This is a genomic window from Acidovorax sp. 69 (assembly GCF_002797445.1).
Classification (GTDB): Bacteria; Pseudomonadota; Gammaproteobacteria; order Burkholderiales; family Burkholderiaceae_C; genus Acidovorax.
On the sequence record NZ_PGEP01000001.1, the window covers coordinates 4538229 to 4554415 of the forward strand.

The 16187-nt window shown below is 65.5% G+C and carries 18 protein-coding genes and 2 pseudogenes; 7 read left to right on the top strand and 13 right to left on the bottom strand.

What is annotated here, in order from left to right; all coding sequences use genetic code 11:
• From CLU85_RS20815 to CLU85_RS23675, 6 genes are read left to right on the top strand one after another with little or no spacing between them, the layout of a single operon-like run.
• Window positions 1–492: a MarR family winged helix-turn-helix transcriptional regulator gene (locus CLU85_RS20815; protein ID WP_100411948.1), complete on the top strand. Its 492-nt coding sequence runs from the start codon at window positions 1–3 to the stop codon at window positions 490–492.
• Window positions 489–1343, top strand: a complete 855-nt coding sequence (locus CLU85_RS20820) for an enoyl-CoA hydratase family protein (protein ID WP_100411949.1) — start codon at window positions 489–491, stop codon at window positions 1341–1343. Before CLU85_RS20815 ends, CLU85_RS20820 begins: the two co-directional genes overlap by 4 nt.
• 4 nt (window positions 1344–1347) lie before the next feature.
• Entirely contained in the window at window positions 1348–2562 is a 1215-nt protein-coding gene (locus tag CLU85_RS20825) for an acyl-CoA dehydrogenase family protein (RefSeq protein ID WP_100411950.1), read from the top strand.
• A gap of 7 nt (window positions 2563–2569) precedes the next feature.
• Complete coding sequence (locus tag CLU85_RS20830) at window positions 2570–4231, top strand: AMP-binding protein (RefSeq protein ID WP_100411951.1); 1662 nt, start codon at window positions 2570–2572, stop codon at window positions 4229–4231.
• Window positions 4232–4233: 2 nt separating this feature from the next.
• Window positions 4234–4638: a RidA family protein gene (locus CLU85_RS20835; RefSeq protein ID WP_100411952.1), complete on the top strand. Its 405-nt coding sequence runs from the start codon at window positions 4234–4236 to the stop codon at window positions 4636–4638.
• Complete coding sequence (locus CLU85_RS23675; protein WP_157803993.1) at window positions 4635–4991, top strand: DUF1010 domain-containing protein; 357 nt, start codon at window positions 4635–4637, stop codon at window positions 4989–4991. Before CLU85_RS20835 ends, CLU85_RS23675 begins: the two co-directional genes overlap by 4 nt.
• On the opposite strand, the gene CLU85_RS20840 is transcribed toward CLU85_RS23675, so the two are convergent.
• Window positions 4915–5862, bottom strand: coding sequence for an EamA family transporter (locus CLU85_RS20840; protein ID WP_100412679.1), 948 nt, complete (start codon window positions 5860–5862; stop codon window positions 4915–4917). The genes CLU85_RS23675 and CLU85_RS20840 overlap by 77 nt on opposite strands.
• A gap of 97 nt (window positions 5863–5959) precedes the next feature.
• On the opposite strand from CLU85_RS20840, the gene CLU85_RS20845 reads away from it, so the two are divergent.
• Window positions 5960–6421, top strand: coding sequence for an Lrp/AsnC family transcriptional regulator (locus CLU85_RS20845; RefSeq protein WP_100411953.1), 462 nt, complete (start codon window positions 5960–5962; stop codon window positions 6419–6421).
• A 30-nt stretch (window positions 6422–6451) separates the two neighbouring features.
• Here CLU85_RS20845 and CLU85_RS20850 read toward each other — a convergent pair whose 3' ends face one another.
• The 12 genes and pseudogenes from CLU85_RS20850 to phnG all read right to left on the bottom strand — a co-directional run bounded on the left by CLU85_RS20850 (window position 6452) and on the right by phnG (window position 16178).
• Window positions 6452–7048: a phosphonate degradation HD-domain oxygenase gene (locus tag CLU85_RS20850; protein WP_100411954.1), complete on the bottom strand. Its 597-nt coding sequence runs from the start codon at window positions 7046–7048 to the stop codon at window positions 6452–6454.
• Between the two features lie 17 nt (window positions 7049–7065).
• Complete coding sequence (phnE, locus tag CLU85_RS20855; protein WP_100411955.1) at window positions 7066–7872, bottom strand: phosphonate ABC transporter, permease protein PhnE; 807 nt, start codon at window positions 7870–7872, stop codon at window positions 7066–7068.
• Window positions 7873–7906: 34 nt separating this feature from the next.
• Window positions 7907–8855 (bottom strand): annotated as a pseudogene (gene phnD, locus CLU85_RS20860) (phosphonate ABC transporter substrate-binding protein).
• A 46-nt stretch (window positions 8856–8901) separates the two neighbouring features.
• Window positions 8902–9762: a phosphonate ABC transporter ATP-binding protein gene (phnC, locus tag CLU85_RS20865; RefSeq protein WP_100411956.1), complete on the bottom strand. Its 861-nt coding sequence runs from the start codon at window positions 9760–9762 to the stop codon at window positions 8902–8904.
• A gap of 103 nt (window positions 9763–9865) precedes the next feature.
• Entirely contained in the window at window positions 9866–11020 is a 1155-nt protein-coding gene (locus CLU85_RS20870; RefSeq protein WP_100411957.1) for an alpha-D-ribose 1-methylphosphonate 5-triphosphate diphosphatase, read from the bottom strand.
• Window positions 11017–11747: pseudogene (gene phnL, locus CLU85_RS20875) on the bottom strand (phosphonate C-P lyase system protein PhnL). The gene CLU85_RS20870 and the pseudogene phnL overlap by 4 nt, the downstream one beginning before the upstream one ends.
• Window positions 11744–12532 (bottom strand): phosphonate C-P lyase system protein PhnK, encoded by a 789-nt coding sequence (gene phnK / locus CLU85_RS20880; protein ID WP_100411958.1) that lies wholly within the window; start codon window positions 12530–12532, stop codon window positions 11744–11746. Before phnK ends, phnL begins: the two are co-directional and overlap by 4 nt.
• Complete coding sequence (locus CLU85_RS20885) at window positions 12529–12990, bottom strand: GNAT family N-acetyltransferase (protein ID WP_100411959.1); 462 nt, start codon at window positions 12988–12990, stop codon at window positions 12529–12531. The genes phnK and CLU85_RS20885 overlap by 4 nt, the downstream gene beginning before the upstream one ends.
• Entirely contained in the window at window positions 12987–13907 is a 921-nt protein-coding gene (locus tag CLU85_RS20890; RefSeq protein WP_100411960.1) for an alpha-D-ribose 1-methylphosphonate 5-phosphate C-P-lyase PhnJ, read from the bottom strand. The genes CLU85_RS20885 and CLU85_RS20890 overlap by 4 nt, the downstream gene beginning before the upstream one ends.
• Window positions 13904–15016 carry a carbon-phosphorus lyase complex subunit PhnI gene (locus tag CLU85_RS20895; RefSeq protein WP_100411961.1) on the bottom strand — a complete coding sequence of 371 codons (1113 nt, stop codon included), beginning with the start codon at window positions 15014–15016 and terminating at the stop codon, window positions 13904–13906. Before CLU85_RS20895 ends, CLU85_RS20890 begins: the two co-directional genes overlap by 4 nt.
• 2 nt (window positions 15017–15018) lie before the next feature.
• Window positions 15019–15669, bottom strand: a complete 651-nt coding sequence (gene phnH / locus CLU85_RS20900; protein ID WP_100411962.1) for a phosphonate C-P lyase system protein PhnH — start codon at window positions 15667–15669, stop codon at window positions 15019–15021.
• The gene (phnG, locus tag CLU85_RS20905; protein WP_100411963.1) at window positions 15666–16178 is read right to left on the bottom strand and encodes a phosphonate C-P lyase system protein PhnG; all 513 of its coding nucleotides are present in this window, start codon (window positions 16176–16178) and stop codon (window positions 15666–15668) included. The genes phnH and phnG overlap by 4 nt, the downstream gene beginning before the upstream one ends.
• Window positions 16179–16187 lie beyond the last annotated feature (9 nt).

The window sequence follows — 16187 nt, forward strand, 5'->3', positions numbered from 1 at the left end:
ATGGACCTCGAAGCCCGCATGCACGATGCCGCGCCCAGCGAGCACCCCGAAGCCCTGCGCCTGTGGCTGCGCATGCTCACCTGCACACAGCTCATCGAAAAGCAGGTGCGCAGCCAGCTGCGCGCACAGTTCGACACCACCTTGCCACGCTTCGACCTGATGGCGCAGCTGGAGCGCGCGGACGGTGGCATGAAGATGAAAGACCTCTCGCGCCGCATGATGGTGACGAGCGGCAACATCACCGGCATCACCGACCAGCTCGTGGCCGAAGGGCTGGTGGAGCGCATGGACGTCGAAGGCGACCGCCGCGCCTACCTGGTGCGCCTCACGCCGCAAGGCCGTGAGCAGTTCAACACCATGGCGCGCCAGCACGAGCAGTGGATCGTCGAGGCCTTTGCCACGCTGGGCGAGCGCGATATCGCCACCTTGTACCGCCTGCTGGGCAAGGTCAAAGAACACACCCAAAACAACTCTCTGGAGACAACCGAATGAAACACTTCATCGGGGCGAGCAACCCCATGCGCGAACAGTTCAACCCCCAGGCCAGCTATGTGGCTGAGAATTTTGCGTGGAGCTTTGACGGCGGCGTGGGCACCGTCACGCTCAACCGGCCCGACCGCAAGAACCCGCTCACCTTCCAGAGTTATTCGGAGCTGCGCGATTTTTTCTATGCGCTGCGGTTTGCCACTGATGTGAAGGCCATCGTCGTCACCGGCGCGGGTGGCAACTTCTGCTCGGGCGGCGACGTGCACGAGATCATCGGGCCGCTGACCACCATGACCATGCCCGAGCTGCTGGAGTTCACGCGCATGACGGGCGACCTGGTCAAGTCCATCCGCGCCTGCCCGCAGCCCGTGCTGGGCGCCATCGACGGCATCTGCGCTGGCGCGGGCGCCATGATGGCGCTGGCCTGCGACATGCGCTACGGCACCGAGGCCACCAAGACCGCCTTTCTGTTCACCCGCGTGGGCCTGGCCGGTGCCGACATGGGCGCCTGCGCATTGCTGCCCCGCATGATCGGCCAGGGCCGCGCCAGCGAGCTGCTGTTCACCGGCCGCGCGATGACGGCGCACGAAGGCCTGGCGTGGGGCTTTTTCAACGACCTGTACGCCAGCGCCGACCTGCTGGCCAACGTGCAGGCCACGGCTCGCACGCTGGCCGACGGGCCCACGTTTGCCCACGGCATGACCAAGACCATGCTGAGCCAGGAGTGGAGCATGACCATCGAGCAGGCCATCGAGGCCGAGGCGCAGGCGCAGGCCATCTGCATGCAGACGGAAGACTTCCGGCGTGCGTACAAGGCGTTCGCCGCCAAGCAAAAGCCCGTGTTTCAGGGAGATTGAACGCATGCACATCGCCACGCCCCCAGCGCCCTGCCCGCCCTCGACGGCGCACCTGGCCCTGCCCTTCTTTGACGACGCGCACCGCGCGCTGGCCGACGGCCTGGTGCCCTGGGCCGCCGCGCAGGAGGTCGATGAAACCGACGATCGCGCCGCCTGCCGCGACTGGGTCAAACGCCTGGGCGCTGGCGGCTGGCTGCGCTACTGCGTGCCGGCCGCGCACGGCGGCGCGCTGCCCGCACTCGACTCGCGCGCGCTGGTGCTGCTGCGCGAGACGCTGGCCTACCACTCGCCGCTGGCGGACTTTGCGTTTGCGATGCAGGGGTTGGGCAGTGGTGCGATCACGCTGGCGGGCAGCCCCGCGCAGCAGGCGCACTACCTGCAGGGCGTGGCGCGTGGCGAACTGATTGCCGCGTTTGCGCTGAGCGAGCCCGAAGCCGGGTCGGATGTAGGCGCTATGCAAACAATAGCTGCTAGCGCTTATCCATCAAGCGCTAGCGGCCAAAAAGACCATAAATCGACCTTTTCACTCACCGGCACCAAGACCTGGATCAGCAACGGCGGGATTGCCGATTTCTACTGCGTGTTCGCCAAGACCGAACCTGCGGGCGGCACCCGGGGCATCAGCGCCTTCATCGTCGATGCGAACACGCCAGGGCTGGATGCATCACGCCACATCCACGTGATGGCGCCGCACCCGCTGGCCACGCTGCAGTTCACCGACTGCACCGTGCCCGGCACCGCCCTGTTGGGCGAGGAGAACGGTGGCTTCAAGCTGGCCATGCGCACGCTCGACATCTTCCGCGCATCGGTCGCCGCCGCTGCCCTGGGCATGGCGCGCCGCGCGCTGGCCGAGGCCGTGCACCACGCGCGCCAGCGCCGCATGTTCGGCCAGACGCTGGCGGACTTCCAGCTCACGCAGGCCAAGATCGGCGAGATGGCCGCGCTGGTGGACAGCGCTGCGCTGCTCACCTACCGCGCGGCCTGGCTGCGCGACACAGGCCAAGCCCGGGTCACGGCAGAAGCCGCCATGGCCAAGATGACCGCCACCGAAAACGCCCAGCGCGTGATCGACATGGCGCTGCAACTGCATGGCGGGCGCGGCGTAGAGGTGGGCAGCAAGGTCGAGTCGCTGTACCGCGACATCCGCTCGCTGCGCATTTACGAAGGCGCCACCGAAGTGCAGCAACTCATCATCGGCAAGGCCGTTCTGCAGGAGTGATCTGACCATGCGTGTTTCTTCCGCCCAGCCTGACCATTTCGTGCACGACCGGTTGCCGCCCGCGTCGGCCCTGCCAACGATGCGCTACGACCTGCCCGAGCTGCAGATCGCCGGTCAGGCCAACCTCGTACAGGCCCTGTTCGACCAGGCCGAACGCGCCGGCCACATCGACCGCCCGCTGCTGCGTGGCCCGCACCGCACCTACACCTACCGCGACGCCCGCGCCGAGGCGGCGCGCATTGCCGAATTGCTGACGCAAGACCACGGCCTGGTGCCCGGCAACCGCGTGCTGCTGCGCGGTGGCAATACCGTGGAGATGGCGCTGGCCTGGCTAGGCACCGTCTATGCGGGGTTGATTGCCGTGGCCACCATGCCGCTGCTGCGCGCGGTGGAGCTCGGCAGCATCATCGAGCGCGCCCAGCCCACGCTGGCGCTGTGCGACGGCCGCCTGCTGGCGGAGCTGCAAATGGCACAGGCCCAGCACCCGGTGTTGGCTACCCTCGTGCCCTTCCACACCGCCCCCGATGCGGCCGACCTGCTGCAACGCGCGCAGGGCAAGCCCGGCACCACGCCGCCCTGCCCCACGTCGGCAGACGACATCGCGTTGATGGCGTTCACCTCGGGCACCACAGGGGCGCCCAAGGCGGCCGTGCACACGCACCGCGACGTGCTGGCAGGCTGCGAGGCCTGGCCGCGCCATGTACTCAAGGCCACGCCCGACGACATCGTGGCGGGCTCGCCACCGCTGGCGTTCACCTTTGGCCTGGGCGGCTTGCTGGTGTTTCCGATGTGGGCCGGGGCCAGCGTGTACTTTCCCGACCGGCCCTACACGCCCGAAACCATGGTGCGGCTGATGCGCGAAGCGGGCGTGACCATCTGCTACACCGCGCCCACGTTCTACCGGCAGATGGCGCCGTTCGCCAAAAATATCGGTCTGCCGCAACTGCGCATCAGCGTGAGCGCCGGCGAAGGCCTGCCCGACGCCACACGCCAGCTCTGGACGGACGCCACGGGCCTCGACATGACGGATGGCATCGGTGCCACTGAGATGTTCCATATCTTTGTCTCGTCGCCCGGCGGTGAAAGCCGGCGCGGCGCGATTGGCAAGGTGGTGCCTGGCTACACCGCCAAGGTGGTGGACGACGAGGGCAACGAGGTGCCACGCGGCACCGTGGGCAAACTCGCAGTGATCGGCCCCACAGGCTGCAAGTACCTCGACGACCCGCGCCAGGCCAAGTACGTGAAGAACGGCTGGAACTACCCGGGCGACGCCTTCACGCAAGACGCCGACGGCTACTTCTTCTACCAGGCGCGCGACGACGACATGATCATCACCGCCGGCTACAACGTGGGCGGCCCCGAAGTGGAAGACGCCCTGTTGCGCCACCCAGCGGTAGCCGAATGCGGCGTGATCGGCGTGGCCGACGAAGAGCGCGGCATGGTGGTCAAGGCCATCTGCGTGTTGAAGCCCGGCCACACGGGCGACGCAGCCATGGTCAAGACCTTGCAAGACCACGTGAAAGCCACCATCGCTCCGTTCAAATACCCCCGCGTGGTGGAGTTTGTGACCGCCCTGCCGCGCACCGAAACCGGCAAGTTGCAGCGCTTCAAGCTGCGCCAGGGCGTGGCCGCTCCGGCGCCTTCCCACTCTTCTACAAAAACAACATGACGATGAAAAACACCCTTTTGCAACCCGAAGGCTGGGTCGCCCCCAAGGGCTACGCCAACGGCATGGCCGCGCGCGGCACCATGGTTTTTACCGGTGGCCAGATCGGCTGGAACGCACAGCAGCAGTTTGAGAGCGATGACTTCATCGACCAGACAAGGCAAACGCTGCTGAACGTGCGCGCCGTGCTCGAAGCCGGTGGCGCGGGGCCGGAGCACCTGGTGCGGCTGACCTGGTATGTGGTGGATCGCAAGGAATACAACGCGCGCCTGAAGGAGCTGGGCGCGGTGTACCGTGAGGTGTTGGGCAAGAACTTTCCGGCGATGGCGTGTGTGCAGGTGGCGGGGTTGATGGAAGAGCGGGCGAAGGTAGAGATTGAGGCAACGGCAGTGGTGCCGGATGCTGAGTGAGATGCTTCTTTGGCAAAGAATTCGAAGGATTTTTGGCTGCTAGCGCTTGTGATGTAAGCGCTGATAGCTATTGTTTTTGCAGTGCCACGCCGCCACTTGAACCGTTCGGGCTGAGCTTGTCGAAGGTTGTGCGCCCGCCCCACCCGTTCGGGCTGAGCTTGTCGAGGCCGGGCGCACACCCCGGCCTCCGCCCCCAACCCAAGCACGCCTCTTCAACCAACCCACCCAGCCTTCGACAGCCTCAGCCCGAACAGACTGCCCTTTCCATCCTCCCGACTACCCCGCACGAAACCCCATCAAAGCCGTCCGACGAACCACCCACCAAGCCAACACAGGCTTGCCATACAAAATAAACACAAGCGCTGCCGCAATCAACGGCAACGCCGCAAACACCCACCCCGTCAATAACTCTCCCCCCATCGCCACCCCCACCAGCAACGCCACAGCCGGGTTCACAAACGAATAGCTTCCTGCCAGCGCCGCCGATGTGTTCTGCAGCAGCCACAGGTACGCATTGAGCGCCACCAGCGTGCCAAAAACCAGCAGATACACCCAGGCTGCCCACGACTTGGCGCTGACCTGCCCCAGAGCAGAAAGTGGCTCAAACCACAGCGCCACCACCAGCCCCATGGCGCCGCCCACAAACCATTGCGCGGCCGAGGCCATCGCCGGTGCGGGCAGCGCCAGCTTGCGCGAGGCATACGAGCCGATACTCCAGCACAGCGGTGCACCAAACGCCAGGGCCGCACCCAGCCAGGTGGCCGAAAAGTCGCCCTCCATGGCCAACAGCAACGCCCCCACCACGCCCAGCGCCAGACCGATCCAGCTCGTGAACGGCACGCGCTCACCGCCCCAGCGCGACCACAGCGCCAGCCACATGGGCATGGTGGTGACCACCGTGGCCATGAGGCCCGAGCCAATGCCGAGCTTTTGCGCAAAGCCGATGAGGTTCATCGCCAGAAACACCATGAGCCCGCCCACCAAGGCCGAATTGCGCCATTGCTCGCGCGTGGGCAGCGCATGGCCCTGCCACAGCGCGACCAGCAACATCACGCCACCTGCACACAGAAAACGGATGGCATTCATGAGCAGCGGCGGCATGCTCTGCAGCGCAATGCCGATGGCGAAATACGTGGTGCCCCACACCACATAGACCAGCAGCAGTGCCATGGCGACAGCCCAGCTTCGCTGTGATTGGGGTTGCGCATTGAAAATTGCCGGCATATTCTTCACCTGACCGAATAATTTATGGAAACCGCGACGTTTCCGGAATTTTTACCAAAATCAGGCGGCTATGCAAGCAAATATTCAGACAGATGACATGGACGCCAGAATTATTTCTGCATTAGGGGCGGATGGCCGACGTTCGTACGCCGATGTAGGCGCCGAAGTGGGACTGTCCACCGCCGCCGTGCACGAGCGCGTGAAGAAGCTGCTGGACAAGGGTGTGATCCGCCGTTTTTCGATCAGCGTGGACCCGGAGCGCGTGGGGCTCAACTTCACGGCGTTTGTGGCCATTCGCAACGACGGCGGTATTCACTGCCGCGACGTGGCACCACGGCTGCGCGCCATGCCCCAGGTCGAAGAGCTGCACAGCGTGGCGGGCGAATACGACTTTCTGGCGAAGGTGCGGACTACGCATGCGCGAGCCCTGGAAGACGTGATCTACGAAATCAAGGCCATTGCCGGCGTGGCCCGCACCACCAGCACCGTGGTGCTCAACACCGAGTTCGAAGACCGCCCGCTGGACCTCGCGTGGGTGAGCGCGGGCAAAGACAGCTGACGCGACCCGACCACCGCGCCAACGGCAGCGTTACTGCGCCCAGGCTGCCGAATAGCGGTACAGGTAAATGACGGGAGCAGCCTGGACCGGTGCATCGGCCACGCACTCCATGAGCGACAGATAGTGTTTCAACGACCGCGTCGCCAGCCCCGGCACCTTGGCATGGTCGTCGTAGCGGCGCAGGCGGATGGCCTCCTGCGCAAAGGGCTGGGCCGCGAACTGCATCGCTTCTTTGGGCGTGAAGGCGCCGCCCTGCAACACCAGGCTGTGCTGCGACGCGGGCGACAAGGTCTCCCAGTATCCCGGCTCCATGGTGCACAGGTAGCGTTTGGCGTCCACATGCAGGCGGATGGGTTCCAGCACCGCATCGGGCAGCAAGCCACGCAAGAACGGGATGGCCATGTACTGATGCAAGTCGTCCTGCTCAGCCGTGTCGCCACCCGGTGCCAGCAGGTGTCCCAGGTCGTGCAACAGGGCAGCGACGACGGTGGCTGGGGTTTCGCCCGATTTTTCGGCCCACTGCGCGCACTGCAGCGCGTGCTCCAGCTGGCTCACCGCCTCGCGGCCGTACTGGTTCACACCCCGGGTGGCGAGCAGGTGGGCAATGTCGTCAAGGCTCAATGCCATGGGGTATTCCTCAGAACTTAGACCAGTGCCTTGCGGATGCGGGCCGACACCACGTCGATGACACTCACGGTGACCACGATGATGAGCATCACCGCGCAGGTCTCGGCGTACTGGAAGCCGCGAATGATCTCCCACAGCACCACGCCAATGCCGCCAGCGCCCACCATGCCCACCACCGACGCTGAGCGCACATTGGCCTCAAAGCGGTAAAGCGTGTACGAGATCCACAGCGGCATCACTTGCGGGATCACGCCATAGATGATTTCGTGCAGGGCGCTCGCACCGGTGGATCGGATACCTTCCACGGGCTGCGGGTCGATGGCCTCCACGGCTTCGGAGAACAGTTTGGCCAGCGTGCCCGAGGTATGGATCCACAGTGCCAGCACGCCCGCAAACGGCCCCAACCCCACGGCCACCACGAACAGCATGGCAAACACCATTTCGTTGATGGCGCGGCACGCATCCAGCACACGGCGCACCGGCTGGTACACCCACCACGGGACGATGTTGGACGAGGCCAGCAGCGCCAGCGGCACCGCCGTGACCACCGCCAGCGCCGTGCCCCACAGCGCGATCTGCAAGGTGACCAGCATCTCCTGCACATAGATCTGCCACTGCGAGAAATTGGGCGGAAAGAACTCCGCCGCATAGCTGACCATGTTGCCCGAGTCGTTCCACAGGTCGAGCGGGCGCATGTCGGCGCCCTTCCAGGACGCTGCCAGCAACACCAGCAGAATGCCCCACGACAGGTACCAGCCCAGGCTGCGCTTGGGCGCCGTGGTGCTGGCCAGCGTGGCCAGCGAAGGATTCAGAGCAGAGGACATGGAAATACCCGGGCGGTGGACTCGAACACGGCGCTTACTTCAGCGACGCCAGTTGCTGGTCGATCTCGGCCAGCCGGGTCTTCTTGTCAGCATCGGCCAGCGTGCCATCGGCGTCGATCTTGTTGCGCTTGCCAAAAAGATCCAGCTGGCGAATGGGCGTGAGCTGCGCGTTGGTCGATGGCTTGAAACCCGAGAGCTTGGAGATTTTCATCACGATCTCCTTTTCGCGCGCATCGGTCTTGGCGTAGTTGTAGAAGAAGTCGCGGATCTTGGTCTTGGTGGCCTCAGGCAGGTCCTTGCGGATCACCAGGGGTGTCGAGCGGGATCAAGGGCGAGGTCCAGACGATCTTGATGTCCTTGAACTTCTCGGGCTGGCGCTCCTTGATCTTTTCAAGGTTCTCGCTGTTGTTGGTGGCCACGTCGACCTGCTTGTTGGCCACGGCCAAGGCGTTGGTCTCGTGGTTGGCACTGCGTGTGATCTTGAAGTGGGTCTTGGCGTCGACCTTGTTCTGCGCAAAGGCGTAGTAGCCGGGCACCAGGAAACCCGAGGTGGAGTTGGGGTCGCCATTGCCAAAGCTCAGCGACTTGCCGTTCTTGAGCACGTCGTCCAGCGTGGCCAGCGGGCTGTCCTTGTGCACGATGAGGTGCGAGTAGTAGCCCTGCGTGCCGTCGGCGTTGACCATCTGCGCGAACACTTCGCCATTGGCGCGGTCCACGGCTTCCATGGCCGACTTGTTGCCCAGCCAGGCCACCTGCATCTTGTTGAAGCGCATGGCTTCAATCAGGCCGGCGTAGTCGGACGCGAAGAAGGCATTGATCTTCAAGCCCGTCTGCTTGGCCATGTCATCCAGCAGGGGCTGCCAGTCGGCCTTGAGGTTTTGCGAAGCCTCGGTCGAGATCATGCCGAAGTTAATGTCCTGGGCCAACGCGCCCGTGGTCAATCCCAGGCCGAGGGTCAGTGCGGCGCACAGTTTCTTAAACATGGTGAAAGCTCCAGAGAAGGGGGAATGGGAAGAATCGAAAGATTGCTCAGGCGGCCTGGGCCATGGCAGGTGCCCATTGCGGGACGGGCGTTGGTGCAAACACGGGCGCAGTGTGGGCACCGGCTGCATCCGACAGGATTTCGTCGGCGTGCACGCCATACAGGCTGCGCAACAGGGCGGGAGTGAGTGCGGCAGAAGGACCGTCGTACACCACCTGCCCATGGTGCAAGGCCACCACGCGCGGGCAATATTTGATGGCCACATCCACCTGGTGCAGCGACACGATGACGGTGCAGCGGTCCTCACGGTTGATGCGCGCCAGGATGTCCATGACCTTGCGCGAGGATTCGGGATCGAGCGAGGCAATGGGCTCGTCGGCCAGCACCACCTTGGCGCCCTGCACCAGCGTGCGGGCAATCGCTGCACGCTGCTGCTGCCCGCCCGACAAGGTCGATGCACGCTGTGCATGGCATTCGGCAATGCCCACGCGGTGGAGGGCTTCGAGCGCCAGCGCGCGCTCCTGCGGCTTGAACATACGCAACCAGCCCCGCCACCGGGGCGTGCGGTGTAGCAAGCCGACCAATACATTCATCAGCACTGGCAAACGGTCCACCAGGTTGAACTGCTGGAACACAAAACCCACCTGCGAACGCACTTGGCGGATGTCGCTGTGGATGCGGCCGCCCTGCTGCACGCAGCGGCCATCCACCTCGATCCGCGAATCGCTGGAGGCATCTGCCACCACCAGACCCGCCACATGGCGCAGCAGGGTGGATTTGCCCGAACCCGAGGCGCCGATCAGCGCCACCATCTCGCCGCGCTGCACGGTGAGGTTGATGTCGTGCAGGGCGTGCTTGCCGTTGGCAAAGTGCTTGTTCAGTTGGTGGATATGAAGTGCCGCTGGCATGGCCGCCTCCTTGGGGGGTTAAGTCGTCTAGACAACCAGAGTGTGGTTGTCGCGCGTGACAGTGCTTTGACAGTTGGGAGAAGTTTGGGTGTCAGAGAGGGCCCTAGAGCACGCGCTGCCCTTCGCGCCATACGCCGCGCACCACGGCCTGGCGACCGCCACAGGGCAGTGCGGCCATGTGCACCTGCACCAGGTCAGCGCGCAGGCCGGGCGTCAACGCGCCCCGGTCCGCCATGCCCGCGGCGTGGGCCGGGTTGCGGGTGACGGTGCCCACCGCTTGTGGCAAGGGCAGGATGCCGTCATCCACCAACCGCATCACGGCGCTCAACAGACTGCCGGGCACGTAGTCGGATGACAGGATGTCCAACAGGCCTGCACGGGCCAGGTCAGCAGCAGCCACATTGCCCGAATGCGAGCCGCCACGCACCACGTTGGGTCCGCCCATCACGGTGAGCAGGCCGCGCTCGTGCGCCGCCTGCGCGGCCGCCAGAGTGGTGGGGAACTCTGACATCGCAGCCCCCTCCGCATGGGCCTGCTCCACATGCGCCACCGTGGTGTCGTCGTGGCTGGCCAGCGAGATGCCGTGGGTGCGGCAGTAGTCCACAAAATAAGCACGGTGCGGCTCGGCGTACTGGGCCTGCAGCGTGGCGGCGTGCGCCACCTGGCGCTCGAACTTCTCAGCGCTCCAGCCTTTCTTGCCCGTGTAGTAAGTACGCGCCTGCTCGATGTTCTCCCACTGGCGCTGGCCCGGGGTGTGGTCCATCAGCGAGATGAGTGACAGGCGCGGGTGCCCGCGAAAGGGCGCGAACAGGTCGATGGTGTTGGGCGCTGGCAGCTCGCAGCGCACATGCAGGTGGTGGTCCGCACGCAGCAGGTTGCGCTCGGTGCAGGTGTCAATGGTGTCGAGCACCCGGTTCCAGGCGCTGCCGCGCAGGCTGTCCACGTCGGCTTCACCCACGCCCAGCGCATCGAGCACGGTGGTGATGCCTGCGGCCGCAATCTCGGCATCGTGCGCCAGCAGCGCAGGCATCTCGGCCCATTGCACCTTGGGGCGCGGCATGAGGTGGCGCTCGAAATTGTCGGTGTGGATTTCCACCAACCCGGGCAGCAGGTAGTCACCGCCCAGGTCGATGCCATGCAGGGCTGAGGTGCCACCGCCGTCCACCGCCGCGATGCGCCCGCCATTCACTTGCAGACTGCCCTGCACCACCTCGTCAGGCAGCACCATGCGGGCGTTCTTGAACACGGTGGCGGTCATGCCGATGCTCCCCGAAAGTCACCCACGTTCACACGGCGCGTGGCCACGGCGGCGCCCACCTGTGCATCATGAAAAATGCCGACCAGGGCCGCACCGCGCGCCACCGCTTCGCGAATCATGGAAATCACCGTCTCGGTGTTGGCAGTGTCGAGCGATGCGGTGGGCTCATCCAGCAGCAGCAGCGGCTTGGGCTTGATCATGTTGCGGGCAATGTTGATGCGCTGCTGCTCGCCCCCGAGAAGGTGGCGGGTGGCAGGTGCCACAGTCGCTCGGGGATACGCAGGCGGGTGAGCCACTGTCGGGCGACCTCGCGTGCAGCCTCCAGAGCAGCCTCATCGTCGCCCGCGTCTTCCGCCAACGGTTCCGCCACGACATCCAAGGCGCAAACGCGCGGTATGACCCGCAGGAACTGGCTCACATACCCCACGGTGTCGCGCCGTAGCTGCACCAGCGCACGCGGCGTGGCCTGCGTCACATCCACCACGGAGCCATCGGCCGAGCGCACCGTGATGCTCCCCGCATTGACCCGGTAGTTGGCGTAAATCATTTTGAGCAGCGTGCTTTTGCCCATGCCCGAGGGGCCGTCAAGCACCACACATTCACCGGGCTGCACGGCCAGGTCTACCTGGGCGAGCACGGGCAGTTCGATGCCGTTCTGGTGGTGCAGGGTGAAGCGCTTGGCCACCCCTTGCATCTGGAGAATGGGCGCAATGGAAGGCTGGTTCATGGCTGCAGTACCGAAGAAACGAGGAGCTGGGTGTAGGGGTGTTGCGGGTCGTCGAGCACCTGGTCGGTCAGGCCCGCTTCGACCACACGGCCGCGCTGCATCACCACCATGCGGTGCGCCAGCAGGCGTGCCACGGCCAGGTCGTGCGTGACCACAATGGCCGCCAACTGCATCTGCCGCGTGAGTTGACGCAGAAGGTCGAGCAGGCGTGCCTGCACCGACACGTCGAGGCCCGAGGTGGGCTCGTCCATGAACACCAGGCGGGGCTGAGTAACGAGGTTGCGCGCAATCTGCAGGCGCTGGCGCATGCCGCCCGAAAACGTGCGCGGCGCGTCGTCGATGCGGGTGGCATCGATCTCCACACGCTGCAGCCATTCCATGGCCGTGGCGCGCAACTTGCCATAGTGGCGTTCGCCCTGGCCCATCAGGCGCTCGCCCACGTTGGCGCCCGCCGAGACATCCATGCGCAAGCCGTCCGCCGCGTTCTGATGCACAAAGCCCCAGTCGGTGCGGGCCAGCAGGCGCTGCTGCGCTTCGGTCATGGCATAGATGTCCTGCAGCTCGCCGCTGCGCTGGCGGAACTGCACCGAGCCCTCGTCAGGTGCACTGCGTGCGGCGATGGCGTTGAGCAGCGTGGACTTGCCGGAGCCAGACTCGCCCACCACGGCAAGCACCTCGCCGGGCCACAGATCGAAGGAGGCGTCTTGCAGCGCCACACGGTCGCCGTAGCGCTTGCTGACGTTGCGCACGCTCAGCAGCGGCGCAGCACTTTCAGATGGATTCATGTGAGGTTCTCGATCACAAAACTCAGGCCGTGCTGCGCAAAGCCCAGGGATTCATAAAAGGCATGGGCGCCAGCACGGCGGGCGTTGGACGAGAGCGCGAGCTTGTAGCAGCCTGCCTCGCGCGCCTGCTGCATCGCATGGGCCATCATCTGGCGGCCGATACCACGGCCCTGCTGGGATGACTCCACCACCACGTCTTCGACGATGGCTGAAGGCGAGCCACGGTGTGCGAGGTTGTGCATGATGAGCAGCGCATACGACCCCACCACGGCGTCCTGTACCGCCGTGTCGCAGGCCACCCACAGGCGGTAGCTGGGGTAGCGGGCAAACTGCTGCCACATGGCCTGCGCTTCCTCCAGGGTCAGCACGTCTGCTGGGCTGTCTTCGATGGCAGCGTACAGAGAGAGCACGCTCTCCAGGTCACCGGGCCGGGCTTCGCGAATGTGCACGGTGCTCATGCTGCGCCACCCTCCACCACCACCGGCCCAGTGTGCGGAGACTGGCGTTCCTGGCAATAGTCCGAGTCGGAACACACATGCATGCGCCCACCCTGGTCATCAATGATCACCTCATCGAGAAAGCTATCAGTAGCGCCACACAGCGCACAGGCCGCGTCCCAGCGCTGCACCTCAAAGGGGTGGTCCTCAAAGCCCAGACTTTCGACCGACGTGTAGGGTGGCACGGCGTAGATGCGCTTTTCGCGGCCCGCGCCAAACAGCTGCAGCGCGGGGTTCATGTGCATCTTGGGGTTGTCGAACTTGGGGATGGGCGACGGCGCCATCACATACCGACCATTCACCAGCACAGGGTAGTCGTAGGTGGTGGCGATGTGGCCGTAGCGGGCGATGTCTTCGTACAGCTTCACGTGCATGAGACCGTACTCAGCCAGGCCGTGCAGGGTCCGTGTCTCGGTCTCACGCGGCTCCAGGCGCTGCATGGGCTCGGGCACCGGCACCTGGTAGACGATGACCTGGCCTTCGGCGAGCGGTGTCTCAGGGATGCGGTGGCGCGTCTGGATCAGTGTGGCTTCGCGGGTGCGGGTGGTGGTGGCCACGGCGGTGGTGCGCTCGAAAAATCGGCGGATGTTGACGGCGTTGACCGTGTCGTCCGAGCCCTGGTCGATGACCTTGAGGCAGTCCTGCGGGCCGATGATGGACGCGGTGACCTGGATGCCGCCCGTGCCCCAGCCATAGGGCAGCGGCATCTCGCGCGAGCCAAACGGCACCTGGTAGCCGGGGATGGCCACGGCCTTGAGGACGGCGCGGCGGATCATGCGCTTGGTGCGCTCGTCCAGATAGGCGAAGTTGAAGTGGCCGTCCACCGGCGCAGCGTCGGCGGGCAAGCCCATCATGGCGGGTTCCATGGGTGCGTTCATGGGGCTTCTTCCATGTGGAGGGTTGCGGGGTGGGGTGCAGCGGCGCGCATCTTGCGCACCAGTTCCAGCTCGGACTGGAAGTCCACGTAATGCGGCAGCTTCAGGTGCTGCACAAAACCTGAGGCCTCCAGGCTGTCGCTGTGGCCCAGCACAAATTCCTGCATCTGCGCTGGCGACTCCACCGGCTCGCCCAACTCATCGGCACGCAACGCCCGGTCGACCAGACTCATGGCCATGGCCTTGCGCTCGCTGTGGCCAAACGCCAGGCCGTAGCCGCGCGTGAACTGCGGGGGCTGGCTCTTGCTGCCCGCAAACTGGTTCACCATCTCGCACTCGGTGATCTCGATGTCGCCGATGTCGATGGCAAAACCCAGCTCTTCGGGCTCCATCTCCACCGCCACTGTGCCCAGGCGCACTTCGCCCACAAAGGGATGCGAGTGCGAGTACCCACGCTGGGTGGAATACGCCATGGCCAGCAGAAAGCCCTCGTCACCGCGCGCCAGATTCTGCAGGCGCGTGGCCCGGTTCGCCGGGAAACGCAGCGGCTCCCGCGTAAGGTCGGTGGGCACAGGGTCGCCGGGTGGCACTGGGCGTGTCTCGATCAGGCCTTCCTGGTTGAGCAAGTCCACCACGCGCGGTGTGGTGCCGGGTGGCGGTGCGGCCGGAGTTGCAGCACTCAGCGCGGCGTCTGGCAGCCTGCCCTCCGCCAGCAGCGAGAAGTCCAGCAGTCTCTGCGTGTAGTCGTAGGTGGGGCCCAGTACCTGTCCGCCGGGCAAGTCCTTGAAGGTGGCGGAGATGCGGCGGTCCAGCGTCATGCGGGCGGTGTCGAGCGGGCAGGTCGTGCCCAGGCGCGGCAGCGTGGCGCGATAGGCGCGCAGCAAGAAGATGGCTTCGACCAGGTCACCGGATGCCTGCTTGATGGCCAGCGCGGCCAGCTCGGGGTCGTACACCGAGCCTTCGGTCATCACGCGGTCCACGGCCAGCTTGAGCTGCTGGCGGATCTGCGCCACCGACAGCTCGGGCTGCGTGATATCGCCCCGACGCTGCTCGGCCAGCAGGCGGTAGCTGTGGAGGATGGCGGCTTCTCCGCCCTTGACGGCAACGTACATGTTCAGGCCTCCTCGGTGTGCAGCGCGCCTTCACGGCTCGCGGTGATGCGTGTGGTACGTGGCAGGCCGACGATGTGCACCGCCGTGCCCAGCAACACATCCACACCACAAGGAAACACCGCATGGTTGGCGAACCACTGGGCGTCAAAGTCAGCGGGCAGACCGTCCACCTGCAAGGCCGCAGCGCCCTGAATTCCCGGGCCCGTCAGGTGCCACGTATCCGCAGCGCCCACCGTGGCGACGGTGGCCTGCGCCACATCCACCACACAGGTCGCCGATTGGTCCGGATAGGTGTCGCTGCCTGGGTTCAGGCTCCGCAGCGCTGGCAACGCATCGCCCTGCGCGACCCACACAAACCGGGCCGTTGCAGGATCGCTCACCAGCGTGCAGCCCGTGTGAAAGCGCAACCAGGCACCTGCCTCACTGGCCGCCAGGCGCGGTGACAGCCACAGCGTGCAATCGCTGTCGAGCAAAGCCAGCAGCACGGCCGCCGATGCGGCATGGCCCACCGCTGGGGTTTGCGCGTCATGCTCAACCGCCACGCAGCGGCCGGGGTGCGACAGCGCCTGCAACACGGCTCGGAACACAGCCTGGCTGCCTAAGGCCTCGTTAGAGAAGCCCGCGCCCAAGGATGCCAAGCGAGTCGCGCTCATTCGACATCCTCCTCGGCATCGGAGCCACTTTCGCGCGCTACGGTAAAGAAGTCGACCTTGGTGCTGGCCGCACGCGCCTGGCGATCGGCCTGGCTGCGGCGCAGGTGGCAGCGAATCGGCTCCAGCAAGTGGGCGTCCAGCTGGGTCTGCTGGGTGGGGTCCTGCAGCAATGCATCGGCCAGGGCAGCCAGCTGCACCTGGCGGTGCGATCGACCCAGCACATAGGCCACCCCCACGGTGGCATCGGCAGCATCAGAACCAGTGGCCACACGCAGTGCGCAACGGGTCACGGTAACCTCACCCAGATTGAAGCGCTCGCCCGTGCCACCCGCACGGCCCTGCACCATCATCAGGCCGGTCTCGGGGGCGCGCAGCCAGCGCGCGGGGCGCGTGGCCTGCTGCTGCAGCGCAGATTCGAGCAGGCCCAGCGGTGCCCGGGCCAGCAGCGCCATCCAGTGCGCACGACCCAGAGGGCGGCCGGGACCCGGGTTGTCAAAGGCTTGAAACATGAAAGTGTT